At 33.7% G+C, this 14,134-nt stretch carries 17 protein-coding genes and 1 riboswitch; of the genes, 11 read left to right on the top strand and 6 right to left on the bottom strand.

Annotated features, from left to right (window positions below):
* Positions 1-10: 10 nt before the first annotated feature.
* A complete protein-coding gene (locus tag F9279_RS02515; RefSeq protein ID WP_152111081.1) occupies positions 11-922 on the top strand; it encodes a pseudouridine-5'-phosphate glycosidase in 912 nt (303 codons plus the stop codon).
* A gap of 78 nt (positions 923-1,000) precedes the next feature.
* On the opposite strand, the gene F9279_RS02520 is transcribed toward F9279_RS02515, so the two are convergent.
* Positions 1,001-1,330 carry a helix-turn-helix domain-containing protein gene (locus tag F9279_RS02520; RefSeq protein WP_152111083.1) on the bottom strand — a complete coding sequence of 110 codons (330 nt, stop codon included), beginning with the start codon at positions 1,328-1,330 and terminating at the stop codon, positions 1,001-1,003.
* Between the two features lie 302 nt (positions 1,331-1,632).
* Here F9279_RS02520 and F9279_RS26140 point away from each other — a divergent pair, with 302 nt between their 5' ends.
* Positions 1,633-1,839 (top strand): hypothetical protein, encoded by a 207-nt coding sequence (locus tag F9279_RS26140; RefSeq protein WP_193224410.1) that lies wholly within the window; start codon positions 1,633-1,635, stop codon positions 1,837-1,839.
* A 193-nt stretch (positions 1,840-2,032) separates the two neighbouring features.
* Positions 2,033-2,120, top strand: a riboswitch (cyclic di-GMP riboswitch).
* A 32-nt stretch (positions 2,121-2,152) separates the two neighbouring features.
* Positions 2,153-2,314, top strand: coding sequence for a DNA-binding anti-repressor SinI (sinI, locus tag F9279_RS02530; protein ID WP_226793134.1), 162 nt, complete (start codon positions 2,153-2,155; stop codon positions 2,312-2,314).
* A gap of 138 nt (positions 2,315-2,452) precedes the next feature.
* Here sinI and F9279_RS02535 read toward each other — a convergent pair whose 3' ends face one another.
* Positions 2,453-2,776 carry a helix-turn-helix domain-containing protein gene (locus F9279_RS02535; RefSeq protein ID WP_152111087.1) on the bottom strand — a complete coding sequence of 108 codons (324 nt, stop codon included), beginning with the start codon at positions 2,774-2,776 and terminating at the stop codon, positions 2,453-2,455.
* A 333-nt stretch (positions 2,777-3,109) separates the two neighbouring features.
* Here F9279_RS02535 and treR point away from each other — a divergent pair, with 333 nt between their 5' ends.
* The 3 genes from treR (at position 3,110) to map (ending at position 5,287) form a co-directional block, all read left to right on the top strand.
* The gene (gene treR / locus F9279_RS02540; protein WP_152111385.1) at positions 3,110-3,808 is read left to right on the top strand and encodes a trehalose operon repressor; all 699 of its coding nucleotides are present in this window, start codon (positions 3,110-3,112) and stop codon (positions 3,806-3,808) included.
* 78 nt (positions 3,809-3,886) lie between these two features.
* The gene (locus tag F9279_RS02545) at positions 3,887-4,405 is read left to right on the top strand and encodes a type 1 glutamine amidotransferase domain-containing protein (protein ID WP_152111090.1); all 519 of its coding nucleotides are present in this window, start codon (positions 3,887-3,889) and stop codon (positions 4,403-4,405) included.
* A 129-nt stretch (positions 4,406-4,534) separates the two neighbouring features.
* Positions 4,535-5,287, top strand: a complete 753-nt coding sequence (gene map / locus F9279_RS02550; protein WP_152111092.1) for a type I methionyl aminopeptidase — start codon at positions 4,535-4,537, stop codon at positions 5,285-5,287.
* Positions 5,288-5,335: 48 nt separating this feature from the next.
* On the opposite strand, the gene F9279_RS02555 is transcribed toward map, so the two are convergent.
* The gene (locus tag F9279_RS02555; RefSeq protein WP_152111094.1) at positions 5,336-5,560 is read right to left on the bottom strand and encodes a DUF1128 domain-containing protein; all 225 of its coding nucleotides are present in this window, start codon (positions 5,558-5,560) and stop codon (positions 5,336-5,338) included.
* Positions 5,561-5,711: 151 nt separating this feature from the next.
* On the opposite strand from F9279_RS02555, the gene F9279_RS02560 reads away from it, so the two are divergent.
* The 3 genes from F9279_RS02560 (at position 5,712) to F9279_RS02570 (ending at position 7,567) form a co-directional block, all read left to right on the top strand.
* Entirely contained in the window at positions 5,712-6,185 is a 474-nt protein-coding gene (locus tag F9279_RS02560; RefSeq protein ID WP_152111096.1) for a low molecular weight protein-tyrosine-phosphatase, read from the top strand.
* Positions 6,186-6,241: 56 nt separating this feature from the next.
* Positions 6,242-6,595: a hypothetical protein gene (locus tag F9279_RS02565; protein ID WP_152111098.1), complete on the top strand. Its 354-nt coding sequence runs from the start codon at positions 6,242-6,244 to the stop codon at positions 6,593-6,595.
* Between the two features lie 150 nt (positions 6,596-6,745).
* Positions 6,746-7,567, top strand: a complete 822-nt coding sequence (locus F9279_RS02570; RefSeq protein ID WP_152111100.1) for a YihY/virulence factor BrkB family protein — start codon at positions 6,746-6,748, stop codon at positions 7,565-7,567.
* 334 nt (positions 7,568-7,901) lie between these two features.
* Here the strand turns inward: F9279_RS02570 and F9279_RS02575 are convergent, their stop codons facing one another.
* The 3 genes from F9279_RS02575 to F9279_RS02585 form a co-directional block, all read right to left on the bottom strand.
* On the bottom strand, positions 7,902-9,761 hold the full coding sequence (locus F9279_RS02575) for a heavy metal translocating P-type ATPase (RefSeq protein ID WP_152111386.1): 1,860 nt from the start codon (positions 9,759-9,761) through the stop codon (positions 7,902-7,904).
* Between the two features lie 240 nt (positions 9,762-10,001).
* Positions 10,002-11,180 carry an MFS transporter gene (locus tag F9279_RS02580; protein ID WP_152111103.1) on the bottom strand — a complete coding sequence of 393 codons (1,179 nt, stop codon included), beginning with the start codon at positions 11,178-11,180 and terminating at the stop codon, positions 10,002-10,004.
* A gap of 151 nt (positions 11,181-11,331) precedes the next feature.
* Positions 11,332-11,751: a pyridoxamine 5'-phosphate oxidase family protein gene (locus F9279_RS02585; RefSeq protein WP_152111105.1), complete on the bottom strand. Its 420-nt coding sequence runs from the start codon at positions 11,749-11,751 to the stop codon at positions 11,332-11,334.
* A 194-nt stretch (positions 11,752-11,945) separates the two neighbouring features.
* Here F9279_RS02585 and cax point away from each other — a divergent pair, with 194 nt between their 5' ends.
* Both cax and F9279_RS02595 read left to right on the top strand, forming a co-directional pair.
* Positions 11,946-13,007: a calcium/proton exchanger gene (cax, locus tag F9279_RS02590; protein ID WP_152111107.1), complete on the top strand. Its 1,062-nt coding sequence runs from the start codon at positions 11,946-11,948 to the stop codon at positions 13,005-13,007.
* Positions 13,008-13,498: 491 nt separating this feature from the next.
* Positions 13,499-14,110, top strand: coding sequence for a YczE/YyaS/YitT family protein (locus F9279_RS02595; protein ID WP_152111109.1), 612 nt, complete (start codon positions 13,499-13,501; stop codon positions 14,108-14,110).
* Positions 14,111-14,134 lie beyond the last annotated feature (24 nt).

A 14,134-nucleotide genomic window follows, 5' to 3' on the forward strand; every position in this document is an offset into this window, starting at 1 on the left:
GACATAAAAAATGAAAAAAGAATGGTTAGAATACTCAAACGAAGTATTAGAAGCAAAGAAAAATAACCAAGCAATTGTCGCTTTAGAATCTACTATTATTTCTCATGGTATGCCTTATCCGCAAAACGTGCAAACAGCAAAAGAAGTGGAAGATATTATCCGCAAAAATGGAGCAGTACCTGCAACTATTGCTATTATTAACGGAAAAATAAAAATTGGTTTAACAGATGATGAAATCGAATTCCTAGCTAAAAGTGATGACATTGAAAAAGCTAGTAGAAGAGATTTACCTTTTCTAATTGCAGGCAAGAAAAATGGAGCAACTACAGTAGCAGCAACGATGATTTGTGCAGAACTTGCTGGTATTGAAGTATTTGTTACTGGTGGAATCGGTGGCGTGCACAGAGAAGCAGAACAAACAATGGATATCTCTGCAGACTTACAAGAGTTAGCTAAGACAAGTGTTGCTGTTGTTTGTGCTGGTGCTAAATCTATTTTGGATATTGGCTTAACCCTAGAATACTTAGAAACATATGGTGTACCAGTGGTTGGATATGGTACAACTTCATTACCTGCTTTCTATACAAGAACTAGTCCATTTGAAGTGAATTTCTCTATTGATACTCCAAAAGAAGTAGCAGAAATGATCCGTACTAAATGGGAGTTAGGTTTAAACGGTGGAGTAGTCATTGCTAACCCTATACCAGAAGAGGATGCTCTTGAAGAAAGCTATATTACAGAAATCATTGAGAAAGCACTTCAAGAAGCAAAAGAAAAGCAAATCTTAGGTAAGAATGTTACACCATTCCTATTAAGTAAAGTAAAAGAATTAACAGAAGGCACTAGCCTAGTTGCTAATATTGCTCTAGTTAAAAATAATGCAGAAGTTGGTTCTAGAATTGCAGTAGAGTTAAATAAATAAAAACAGAAAGGAGAAATGTTATCACACTAGCATTTCTCCTTTTTCTTTCCCTTTTCTAGCTATGCCAATTTTTATGTACTATTCTTCTCTCTTCTTCTTATATTTAACATAATCAAGAATTCCGGCAAATTCTTCTGTCGTAATACCATCTTCAATGGCTCCCTCAACTAACTTAACCCATTCCTCATCCATGCTGTCTATTGATGTACTGTTCGTGTCTAGCAGTTCTTCTAAATTTGTATCAAGAGTACATGCTAGCTTAGATAACACTTGGAGAGAGGGGTTTTTTTGGATTCCTCGCTCAATATAACTTAAATATGATTTAGAGACACCGGCTCTATCAGAGAGAGCGTTTATTGAAAATCCCCTTTTCAATCTTAGTGTTTTTATTTTTGCTCCAACCAACATTTATAATAATCTCCTCATTCCATATGGAAGTCTACAGTTTCATTATAACGAACGAACCTTTCTTTAAAAAATACGAAAAAGCTAGAATAGAAGAGATAACGCGAGAAAAAGAACGGAAACTGTTCTTAAAAAAGAAAATATCGCTGATTTTGGAATTTTAGAAAATGATAGATTTGCCCTATACTAAAGAAGTGGTTCTTAAAAAAGAACATAAAATACATATAAAAAGAACTAGTTCTTTTTATTGAGAGAAAGAGACATTCTGTTCAAATGAATAGATTATGAGTATAAGAGGGTGGAAAATGTACAGGAAAAATTGTGATAGATGCAAAAGACCATCTTTTAGTAGCAGCGAAATTGGAAAATGGTATTGTCCTATTTGTAATCATGATCTTACAGACTATCCGTTTTTTAATGCTATTACCTTTGAAAGAATAAATGTTAGATATCCTTTTGAAAAAGTAATAAATACATATCAAACACAATATTATTATAATAAAAGTAAATAAGTAGTAGCATAGTTGAACAAATAGTTATATGGGTAATGCAATAGTAGGATTATTTCGACCTTTCTCGAGTGATAAAAGAAAAAATTGTAGAAAACGAAAGAAATATTTTAGTATATTATCCTAATTTTATGACAAAATGTAGCACTATGATGGGGAATAAAGAGCTATAATAAAAATAAATAAACATAATCGTACTAGTTAAGGGCAAACCAAGGCGAAAGTTTGGGACGCAAAGTCACGGATCTAATGTGTATTTGAGCGATGATGGCCGGACTACCGAAATACGAAGGTATTTTTGGGAGGGAAGAATTAAGTGATTGATAGTAATCTTTTTAAGGAACAACTAGATGCGGAATGGATTCAGCTAATTAGTGAAGCTAAAAGCCTTGGAATGAATTTACAAGAAGTAAGAGCGTTTATAAAAAAAGAAAAAGATTGCTTAATTGAAGGAAATTCTATTGCACCTCTAGAATAGTCAGATTTTTCTGATTAAAAACAAATAGGGTTAAAATCTATCCCACTTGAAAACGAATCTTACTTGTAATCAAGGAATGGATTTTAACCCTTTTATAATCCTATTTATAATGGATGTAATGTTAAACTTGAGTAAAATTTATTTTTTTTGTTCAATTCTCCATTTATTAAACTCTAGAAATTCACGAAATTCATTTTTAGAAACACCTGAATCCATTGCTTCTTTTACAATTTTTAACCATTCAGAATCTAAATCATCTTTATTCTGTTGATCATGTAATAATTGATCTACTGGTATATGAAATACAGCAGCTATTTTCTCTAAAAATTGGATAGATGGATTGGATTGTAAATTTCTCTCTAATGAACTTAAATAGGATTTCGCTACTCCTGCTTGGTCCGCTAATTCAGATAAAGACATTCTTTTCTCTAAACGTAGCTGTTTTACTCTATCACCGATCATACGGCCTCACTCACCCTCACTAACAGTATGTATACATATCATAGCATTTATAAGTAAAAAGTTCCATATAAAGAACAATATGTTCTATTATTAAATGATTTCTAATGGAGAACATTCATAAAATAGTCAAATAATTCAGCCCTTTTTCCTATTTATAATATGCTCTATGGGACATCTTCACAACTTATAAAGTACCATTTATTATTTACCCAAACTTTCTATAAACAAAACCTTTTTTTGAAAAAAACCTTCACTTTTTAGACATGAAGAAAAAAAAACGGTAGAATAGTGAAAAAAAGTAATGTTGGTGAATAAGCATTGAATAAATACTACATGATATTTGAAGAATTAGAAGCAGCAATAAGAAGTGGTAAGTATGCCGCTAATACAATTTTGCCTTCTGAAAATGAATTAGCTGAACAATACAATACCTCAAGGGAAACCATTAGGAAAGCCTTAAACATATTATCACAAAAAGGGTATATTCAGAAATTACGTGGAAAAGGTTCTTTAGTATTAGATTTAGAAAAATTACAATTTCCTATATCTGGATTAGTTAGTTTTAAAGAACTAGCGGAAAAAATGGGACATACGTCTGTAACCATTATTGAAAGCTTTGCCAAAAAAAATCCTTCTTCTAGTTTACAAAAAGAAATGCAGTTAGCAAAAGAGGATTCTATTTATGAAATCGTTCGCGTGAGAGAAATAAATGAAGAGAGAATTATCTTAGATAAAGACTATCTAGTGGAGCAGTATGTTCCAGGTTTAACAGAAGAAATTTGTAGAAATTCTATTTTTAGTTATATTGAGAAAGATTTACACTTAAAAATTAGCTTTGCGAGAAAGGAATTCACTGTAGAGGAGCCAACTGAGGAGGATTTTAACTTACTGGACTTAGAGGGTTTTCATTCTATTGTAGTAGTAAAAAACTATATCTACTTTGAAAATGCGACACTTTTTCAGTATACGGAATCACGACATAGACCAGATAAGTTCCGATTTGTAGATTTTGCTAGAAGAAATGAACCATAAATTTTTCATTAGCATGTTTTATTTTTTTTCAAAGGGGAAGTTTACTTGTGAAGAAAAAAATAAAAGGAGATGCTAGCTTTGAGTAAAAAAATCGCAACTTTAATTACAAATATGTTTGAAGATGTAGAGTACACGGAGCCAGCTAAAGCCTATAAAGAAGCTGGACATGAAGTAGTAACAATTGAATTAGAGGCTGGAAAAACAGTAAAAGGAAAGCAAGAAGAGGCAACTGTTACCATTGATAAAGGTATTGCGGATGTAAATCCTGAAGAATTTGATGCACTATTTATACCTGGAGGGTTCTCTCCTGATCAACTTCGTAGTGATGACCGTGTTGTTGCTTTTACTAAGTCATTTATGGATGCGGACAAACCAGTCTTTGCTATTTGTCACGGTCCACAGCTCCTCATTACAGCTAAAACATTAGAAGGAAGAGCTGCAACTGGTTATAAATCCATTAAAGTAGATATGGAATATGCAGGAGCAAACTATAAGGATGAGGAAGTTGTAGTATGTAAGGAGCAGCTTGTAACTAGTCGCACACCTGATGATATTCCAGCGTTTATTAGAGAATCATTAAAGCTTTTAAATAAGTAATAGAAAGTTTATAAGGAGTCTATACATAAAGTTATCCTTGCTTCATATGGATAACTATGTATAGGCTTTATTTTATGTTAATCTAAGAAATAAGTACATAATGCAACATCGTTTGAAAGGGGTATAACAATGATTATTTTAAAATCTAAAAGAGAAATAGAACAAATGCAGAAAGCTGGTGAAATTCTAGTTGGCTGCCATAAACTAATTGCGAGCATGATTAAGCCTGGTGTGAGTACATTAGAAATTGATCAGGCAGTAGAAGCATATTTGAAGGAAAAAGGAGCAACACCTGAGCAAAAGGGGTATCGTGATTATCAATACGCCACTTGTGCTAGCTTAAATGATGAAATTTGCCATGGTTTTCCTAGAAAAGAGCCACTTAAAAACGGAGATATTGTCACTATTGATATGGTTGTAAATTATCATGGAGGATTAGCGGATTCTGCATGGACATATGCAGTTGGAGATATTTCCGCTGAAGCCAAAAAATTAATGGAAGTGACAAAAAAAGCACTTTATAAGGGAATCAAACAAGCACAAATAGGTAACCGTATTGGAGATATTGGTTATGCTATCCAACAATATGTAGAGGGTGAAGGATTTTCTGTAGTAAGAGATTTCATTGGTCATGGAATAGGAAAAGTGATTCATGAAAAACCTGAAGTACCTCATTTTGGACTTCCAGGGAAAGGACCGCGCATTAAAGAGGGTATGGTATTTACCATTGAGCCAATGGTGAATATAGGAGATTATCAGATGAAGATGGACAATAATGGTTGGACAGCACGAACGAGAGATGGGAAACTCTCCGCGCAGTATGAGCATACTATTGCGATTACAAGTGATGGTCCTATTATTCTGACAGACCAAGATGCATAAAAAAACAAGAAGTGTCTCTAGCATTAGGTTTGGAGACACTTCTTGCTTTTATTGCTTGCGAAGACTACCTAATTCCTCAGCAATTGCTTGCATCTCATTAGGACTAAAAGATTCTCTCTTCATGACAAGCTCATATATATCTCTTATGTCATCATAGAGTTCTTCATTAAAGTGAGATGATTTAATCGCCCCAATATTTAATACTTTAAGTTTCTCTTTTATTTTTTCTATCATATAATTGACGTTTTCAGTAGTCTTATTATCTAAATTCATGGTGTGTCTCCTTTCCTTAATAAAGGGAATTTCTTTTTTTCATCTTTTCATGACAAGGATAAAATGTCAATATATTATTGATTGCACGAAAAAATAAGAGAGAGAACAGAATAAACTTTGTATGTAAAAGAAAAAATGGAGGGAAAATAAAATGGAAGTAAAAGTTTTATTTATTTGTTTAGGAAATATTTGTCGATCTCCTATGGCTGAAGCAGTATTTAGAAATCTGGTAGAAAGAGACAGGTTATCAGCTACTATAAGCTGTGATTCTGCAGGAACAGGTGGATGGCATACTGGTAATCCTCCACATCAAGGGACAAGGGATATCTTGAAACTAAATAAAATCAGTGATACAGGTATTTTTGCTAGACAATTGTTAGATAAGGATTTAGAACAGTTTGATTATCTTATCGCAATGGATAACAGCAATATTAGCAATATAAAAAAACTAAGTGAAGCATTAGATGGAACAAAAGTGCGACTATTAATGGATTATACAGAGCATTACTCTGGAAAAGAAGTGCCAGACCCTTATTATACAGGGAATTTTGAAGAAGTATATGAACTAGTGAAGGATGGGTGTGAAGGATTACTTCAGGAAATTAAAAGCAAATATCTATTATAATTTTTCTACCTTTCCATCCTTCATTAGAATAGCAATGATAAGAAGGTGGAATTTAGATGAGAATGAGTTTAACAAAAGGGTTATTTATAGGGAGTATGGTGGGTGTGGCTTTTAGTCTGTTTGATAAGCAAACGAGAACACAATCTGTACAGAATATTCGAAATTGGAAAGAAACTGCAACAGATTTAAAAGCGATGACTAATAGTATAAATAGAACATCTGAAAAGATAAAAAGTACAGCGGTTAAGCTTTCTGATGATGCTACCTTTGTGGTAGAAAAATTAGAAGAGTTAAAGGAAATCACACCTGTAGTAGCAGGTATTATACGTGAGACAAAAGATACGTTTTCTACGGAAGGAAGAAATCAACAGGAAAGAAAGTTGACTTCTAGCATACAATACTTACCATAACTAGATTACTCAAAGAAGACACACTTTAATGACATAGTGTGTCTTTCTTATCTCTGCTATTAATTTAATGAGAGATGTTTCTAAATTTCATTCAAAGGGCAATAAGTACATAAAAGCTATTTTCCAAGTACTTTTAGGATGGTGTGTTTTATGGGAGAGTTCATTCATTCAGTAAAAGGATTAATTAACAGAATTATAAAAGATGACGTTTTTGATTTATCTGCACAGTTAGCTTATTATTTCTTGCTATCTATTTTTCCATTAATGATTTTTGTTATGACTCTTTTACCATATTTACCAATTACAAAGGACGATTTATTAGGCCTGATTGAGGGATTTGCTCCAGGCGAAATTATGGATGTAATGGAAACAAATGTGGACCAAATTTTAAGTAGAAATCCTAGTTTGTTATCTTTTGGTATTATCGCCACTATTTGGTCAGCATCTAATGGGTTAAATGCAATTGTAAAAGCTTTTAATAAAGCATATGACGTCAAGGAAACGAGATCCTTTATTGTGGCTAGAGGAATGTCTATTGTGTTGACTCTTGGCATGATTGCTGTTGTAGTTATTGCCTTACTATTACCAGTTTTCGGTGAGCAAATTGGCATGTTTTTATTTTCTCAATTTAATCTAACAGATGAGTTTCTAACGATTTGGAATACATTAAGGTTTTTAGTATCTGCAGCTATTCTTTTTATTGTTTTTCTAGCTTTATATTGGTTCGCACCAAATAAGAAAATAAAATGCATAAAAGCAGTTCCTGGAGCCGTTTTTGCAGCTGTAGGTTGGGTAGTAGCATCTCTTGGTTTTTCTTATTATGTAGGGAATTTTGGAAACTACTCTGCTACATATGGGAGTATAGGGACGATTATTGTTTTAATGATTTGGTTTTATCTGACTGGCGTTATTATTATAATTGGTGGAGAAATAAATGCCTTTTTATCGGAGCGTAAAGATAAATCATGTTAATTAGTCAATACTCGGATGAGAAACCGTTATTTACCTCTATAAAAGATTTTATATCGTGCAAACTATAATTGGGGAAGCAAGCAATATATAATCAGGAGGAATATACGATGACTAAACATACGAAAAAAGATGGCAGCAATACGAAGCAAAAAGGAAAAAGTAAACCAAAGCATAAAACATCTGGTTCTGCTAATGGGCAGAATGGATATCATTAAATAGTTGGTTATATATTAGTTTAGGGGCGTTCATTTTAAGATGAACGCCTTTTAAGTTTGTGGGAATAAGTAAAAAGTGGTCTATAGCCTCATAGCTATTAAACCACTCTAATTTTTATTTAATTTTTAAGCAATCGTAAACTATTTAAAATAACTAAAATGGTACTTCCCTCATGGCCAATTACTCCAAATGGCAAATCAACAACCTGAAGAAAGTTTGATATGATTAGAAGCATGATGACGGTAAGTGAGAAGATGATGTTCTGCTTTACAATACGATTCATTCGTTTAGCCAGCTTAATCGCTTCTGTGATGCGAGGTAAGTCATTTTTCATTAAAACGATATCGGCTGTTTCTAAAGCAACATCTGTACCTTCTCCCATAGCAATACCTACCGTTGCTGTAGCAAGTGCAGGAGCATCATTTATACCGTCACCAACCATTGCAACCATTCTATATGTTTCTTTTAGTTCTTTAATGGATTGTACTTTTGTTTCGGGTAAACATTCTGCTATATAATGATCTATTTCATTAGCTCTTGCAATAGCTTGAGCAGTTTTTTCATTATCACCTGTAATCATAACCGTATAAATGCCTTCTTCTTTTAAGGAAGCAATAGCTTGCTTGCTCTCACTCCGAACAACATCCATTAAGCCAATTAATGCTATTATTTCTGTATTTCTTTTTATAAAGACAGTAGTCTTTCCGTCTCCTGCTAAAGACTTATACACTCCATTTTGGAAATCTGAGGCTTTGTTTTCTCCTACAAAATCTGCTTTCCCTATTTTCCATTCCTGATCGTCGATATCGGCTGTAATACCAAGTCCAGAATGATCTTGGATGTTATCTAGTTTAATCAAGCTGTTTGGATAGATACGCTCTGCATATTGCACAATAGCATTCGCTAACGGATGATTGGAGTGCGATTCCATGCTTGCGATGAAAGGGAGTATATCTTCCTCTTTATAGTCCTCGTGAACAAGTACATCAGTAACAATAGGCTTACCCTTAGTTAATGTTCCTGTTTTGTCAAAGGCAATTGCTTTCACATGTGCTAAATTCTCTATATGAACGCCACCTTTAAATAATATGCCATTTCTTGCTCCATTGGAAATGGCTGATAAGGTCGCAGGCATGATACTTGCGACTAATGCACAAGGTGAAGCCACCACTAGAAAAATCATGGCACGATAAAAGGTTTCATTCCAAGACCAGTCAAAAAGAAAATGTGGCAAAACCATTAGTAGTGCAACAATAGACAGAACCACTTTTACATAAGTACCTTCAAATTTTTCTATAAATGCTTGAGAAGGAGATTTCTCACTTTGTGCTGTTTGAACCAAGGAAATGATCTTTTGAAATAAGGTTTCATTCGTATTCTTTGTAATTTTAACGGTAATAGAACCACTTAGGTTTACGGTACCCGCGAATACTTCTTCTTGGGTGCCTTTCGTTAAAGGAATAGATTCCCCTGTAATGGCTGCTTCATCTATAGACGTAGTTCCTTTTATGATGATTCCATCAGCAGGAATTCTCTCTCCTGGCTTAATAAAGATAGAGTCAGCAATTGCTAATTCGGATACTGATACAATTTCTTCTTCTCCATTTGGAAGAATTCTTAGTGCTTCTTCTGGCTGTAAGCTCATCAGAGAAGAAATTTCTTTATTACTTTTATTCATGGTGTATGTTTCTAATGCACCACTTACCGCGAAAATAAATATTAAAATTGCTCCCTCTGCCCAATAACCAATTATTGCCGATCCAATTGCTGCAAAAACCATCAACATTTCTACATTTAATTCTTTATTGGCAATTGTTTCTTCTATGCCTTCTTTTGCTTTTGCATAGCCACCGATTACAAAAGCAAGTAAATAGAAGATAACTGATAGAGTTTCTATATGATAGTGGCTAAGTAACCAACCTATAAGAATAAATACTCCACTAACTCCTGCTGCAATTAATTCTATAAATGGTAGCATTCTTTTAAAGACAGATATCTTTTCTTCAGTATTTGGTTCTAAGTAAGGTCGTATTTCTGTTTCTGTAGACAATTATATTTCCTCCTTTTATTTAAATGATAGAGATAATCAACGTCATTACCCTTAAAAAACACGAAAGCTGCCACCTAGTCGGTGACAGCATTCAAGAAAGAATAAAGAATTCTTGGTGTATTTATTTGTATTATGTTTATCCTACCACATATTGTATGTGGTTGAATATTATTTTGCTTCTACAAAACCTGCGTTTTTGTTCTGTTCTTTCTTTCCGAAAAGGAAAATAAGGGAACATACAATCAATAAGATAAAAGCAATGATTAAGAAATAGCTAAATTGTTGGAAGTATTGAATAAAGGTACCTCCTAAATATGGTCCAATTAAGCTTCCTACACTAAAGGCAATGCCACATAAAAGATTACCAGTAGGCAGGAGGTTAGTTGGTACAAGGTCCGTCATATAACTGATTCCTAGAGAGAAGGTAGAGCCTACCGCCATTCCTGCCACAAACAGACAAATAGCTAAACCAGTGATATATACTTCGAGTACACTTGCCATAGTAAAACAAACGGTGCCAACTAAAAGTATGGTAATGAGTGTTTTTCGTCTACCAAACTTATCACTAAGCATTCCTAAAGGAAGCTGAAATACAATGGCACCTATCGAGAAGGAAGTTAGTAGCAAAGAAATTTGAATGACCTCTAACTCAATACGTAAACCATATATAGGAAAGCTTGAATTTAAGCTTGATTCAAGGAATCCATATGCTAATGGTGGTAGAAAAGCAATCCAAGCATATTTCATTGCTTTAGAGAATCGGCTCATTGTTTCTTTAAAAGAATTGGATTCTACTTCTTGTTCAGGAATCTCATTTTTAATCCATAAAACAAATATCCAAGCAATGAAGCAGAGGATAGAAGATAGTATGAATGGAAGTGATTCATTTATTTCTATTAAAGGTGTTAATAATGGACCAACTGCAAATCCAATTCCGAAGAAAACACCATAAAGAGAAATATTTCTCCCTCTATTTGCTTCAGATGAAGCGGTTGTTATCCAAGTTTGTGTAGAGAAGTGTAGAGCATGATCGCCAATACCGATAAAAAGACGCAGAATAAACCAAAACCAAAATGTCTTCCATAATGGGAAAAGTGCTAAAGATACAATAACCATTAGTCCCCCGAAAACAATAATAGGTTTATATCCATATTTTCGAAGAGGATATTCCATGAATGGAGAAATAAGAATGATTCCCATATAAAGACCAACTGCATTTAGGCCATTCAAGCTAGAGGAAAGTCCATCGTTTTCAAAAATGACGGAGATCAACGGTAATAATAACCCCTGACTAAAACCCGAAATACTAACAATAGTGATAAGAGCTGCAAATTTTTTACTGTTCATAATATTTTCTCCCTTTAGATAGCACAGTTACATAGTATTTAGTCTCTCTAAATGTTAATCAATACTGAAAACTTATGCAATACAATAATGCGAAAAAATAAAAAAAGCTAATACATTGGTTTAGTGTACCAACATATTAGCTAACGTTAAGTTATATAGTATACTCTTCAGCGGGAGAAGCAGAGTCAGCAAAGTAGCGTATTTTAGTAGGTGTCAACTTTAGTAAAAGATAATTAGGATCATCTGGTCCATCTAACCACTTATTTAATTTTTCATTCCAAACTGCTTCTTTTTTATCTAAAGAATCTTCGGTACTAACGGTTGCTTCTAACTCACAATAAGCACCATCATGCCCAGCGCCAGCTAAACCAAGTAATACATGTACATAAGGATTCTGTTTCAGTGATTCTACTTTATGAGTTTTTTTACTTGTTGCTGTGTAAAGAAGTAGATCTTCTGGATAAAATAGCATAAAGCGACTATATGGTTTACCCTCTTCAATAGTTGCTAATGTTCCGATTGTATGGTTTTGAAAAAGATGGTCAATTTTTTGTTTTAATGAATTAGTCATTGTTTATTCTTCCTTTCTTTATAAAGGTACAACTTAGCATTTACTCTATTGGCATCCTTTAATCCCGTTTCGTAAAGTTGATTTATATTTTTTAATAAATTGGTTTTATTTGGTTATGGAAGACGTATAATAAGTTTATTCTCCAGCAAGAGAGGGGATTAATAGTTAGATATGAATAGAAAGGAAGAGTCATCATGGTAAATAAAATTTTTATGATTGCCGCATTTATTGGTGTTCCTCTGTCAGTAATTGGTTCTTTGCTGCATTGGTCTAGTATTGTCATGTTTATCATCTATTGTTTAACAATCATTGCTTTATCAAGCTTTATGGGAAGAGCAACAGAAAGCTTAGCTATTGTGGCAGGTCCAAGAATTGGGGGCTTATTAAATGCTACTTTTGGTAATGCGGTAGAATTAATTATCGCTATTTTTGCGTTAAGAGAAGGATTAACAGAAGTTGTATTAGCATCGCTAACAGGATCTGTTCTTGGAAACTTATTACTTGTAGCCGGATTATCCTTTTTTATAGGAGGATTAAAGTATAAAAGACAAAAGTTTAATGTCTTTGATGCTCGTCATAATTCTGGATTATTAATGTTTGCGGTGATTGTCGCTTTTGTGATTCCTGAGGTATTCTCAGTAAACATGGATGGAGATCAAACTCTTTCATTAAGTATTGGCGTCGCTATTATTCTTATATTACTCTATCTAGCTGCACTATTCTTTAAGCTTGTAACACATCGAGGCGTTTATCAGGTGGAACATAATGGAGAAAGTGGTCATCATGATGAAGTGCCCGAATGGACCGTTAAAAAAAGTATTACCATTCTTGCTTTAGCAACAATTGCAGTTGCCTATGTTTCTGAGAATTTAGTACATACATTTGAAGTAGTAGCAGAATCATTTGGCTGGTCAGAGTTATTTATCGGGATTATTATTGTGGCAATAGTAGGTAATGCAGCGGAACATGCATCAGCTGTTGTTATGGCATACAAAAATAAAATGGATATAGCAGTTGAAATTGCAATAGGATCTACTTTACAAATTGCCATGTTTGTTGCACCATTATTAGTCCTGATTTCTTTATTCTTTCCAACTGGAATGTCACTTGTATTTACCCTACCAGAACTTGTCTCTATGGCAGCCGCTGTTCTGTTAATGATCAGCTTGTCCAATGATGGAGAGACAAACTGGTTTGAGGGAGCTACCCTGCTTGCAGCATATGCTATTATGGGAATTGGATTTTATTTATTATAAATAATTCAAGCTGCATTTGGAAAACGAAGGAAGATATCTAATTGAACTTTCTAGAGTGAAATGGGATAAACTAATTTAAATAAGCAAAACAAAGCCTAGCTACTTTCTTTACAGTAGCTAGGCTTTTTTGTATGAATCAAGACCCTTCTGTTATAGAGTGATGTATAAAATATGTTCATTATGTGCGAATTAGGCCAATCTATCATGTCGCTTCCATCAGATCACCAACCTTCTTTTTATTTAATACAGTTAAGTATTGCTTGGATTGATGAGTATTCAAAGGTAACTATTTAACCTCCTTTTTATCTAATATAAGCGGCACTTTAGTGACTGCCCTCCTTTTCTTTGATAGCTTTAGTATACTATATTTACTGATAAATGTAAATATTCTGATTATTTATTTTTCACTTTTCTGGACAAGTTTTTGGAATGTGAAGCATATGCATAGAACATATACAATTCGAAAGTAATTTAGAAGGGAGGACCATGACATGACCATGTTTTATAGAGGGCTATTATATATAGGAGGTCTCTTTATTCTAGCCTTTGGGGCATCTTTGACCATTAAGGCTAATTTGGGAGCAGGGCCATGGGATGCATTGAATGTAGGGCTCTCCCATTTAATTGGACTAACAATCGGTAGTTGGATTGTCATCATAGGGATTATCCTAATCGGTGTTAATGCCATTTTATTAAAAAAGAAACCTGATTTACTTGCTCTGTTCACTGTCTTTATTTTAGGTTTTTTTGTAGACTTCTGGATGATTCGACTAGTGAATAGCTTTCATTTCTTTGTGTTTAGCAGTCAATTAACACTTTTAATCATTGGTTTACTGATTGTGGGGCTTGGGATTGCGTTATATTTACAGGCAAGTTTTCCGTTAAATCCAATTGATGACTTCATGGTATCTATTCAAGTACGCTTCGGATTAAATCTTGTGGTAGCAAAACTAATTGGAGAAGTATTGGCCTTAGTTTTTGCCTTATTAGTAAATGGTCCAATTGGTCTTGGAACACTCATTATTGCTATTGGGATTGGCCCAGCTATTCAATTTTTCCATCCTGTTTGTTCCAAGCTCTCAGGCAAGCTCATTATTAAGTAGCTTTTGGAAAAAAAGTTTAAAATA

The organism is Bacillus sp. B1-b2 (assembly GCF_009183415.1).
Lineage (GTDB): Bacteria > Bacillota > Bacilli > Bacillales > Cytobacillaceae > Niallia.

Bases quoted from the DNA above. Each gene is read 5' to 3' on its own strand.
- F9279_RS02515 (WP_152111081.1), top strand. From the start codon at position 11: ATGAAAAAAGAATGGTTAGAATACTCAAACGAAGTATTAGAAGCAAAG.
- F9279_RS02520 (WP_152111083.1), bottom strand. From the start codon at position 1,330: ATGTTGGTTGGAGCAAAAATAAAAACACTAAGATTGAAAAGGGGATTT.
- F9279_RS26140 (WP_193224410.1), top strand. From the start codon at position 1,633: ATGTACAGGAAAAATTGTGATAGATGCAAAAGACCATCTTTTAGTAGC.
- F9279_RS02535 (WP_152111087.1), bottom strand. From the start codon at position 2,776: ATGATCGGTGATAGAGTAAAACAGCTACGTTTAGAGAAAAGAATGTCT.
- treR (WP_152111385.1), top strand. From the start codon at position 3,110: ATGATATTTGAAGAATTAGAAGCAGCAATAAGAAGTGGTAAGTATGCC.
- map (WP_152111092.1), top strand. From the start codon at position 4,535: ATGATTATTTTAAAATCTAAAAGAGAAATAGAACAAATGCAGAAAGCT.
- F9279_RS02555 (WP_152111094.1), bottom strand. From the start codon at position 5,560: ATGAATTTAGATAATAAGACTACTGAAAACGTCAATTATATGATAGAA.
- F9279_RS02560 (WP_152111096.1), top strand. From the start codon at position 5,712: ATGGAAGTAAAAGTTTTATTTATTTGTTTAGGAAATATTTGTCGATCT.
- F9279_RS02565 (WP_152111098.1), top strand. From the start codon at position 6,242: ATGAGAATGAGTTTAACAAAAGGGTTATTTATAGGGAGTATGGTGGGT.
- F9279_RS02570 (WP_152111100.1), top strand. From the start codon at position 6,746: ATGGGAGAGTTCATTCATTCAGTAAAAGGATTAATTAACAGAATTATA.
- F9279_RS02575 (WP_152111386.1), bottom strand. From the start codon at position 9,761: ATGCTACCATTTATAGAATTAATTGCAGCAGGAGTTAGTGGAGTATTT.
- F9279_RS02580 (WP_152111103.1), bottom strand. From the start codon at position 11,180: ATGAACAGTAAAAAATTTGCAGCTCTTATCACTATTGTTAGTATTTCG.
- F9279_RS02585 (WP_152111105.1), bottom strand. From the start codon at position 11,751: ATGACTAATTCATTAAAACAAAAAATTGACCATCTTTTTCAAAACCAT.
- cax (WP_152111107.1), top strand. From the start codon at position 11,946: ATGGTAAATAAAATTTTTATGATTGCCGCATTTATTGGTGTTCCTCTG.
- F9279_RS02595 (WP_152111109.1), top strand. From the start codon at position 13,499: ATGACCATGTTTTATAGAGGGCTATTATATATAGGAGGTCTCTTTATT.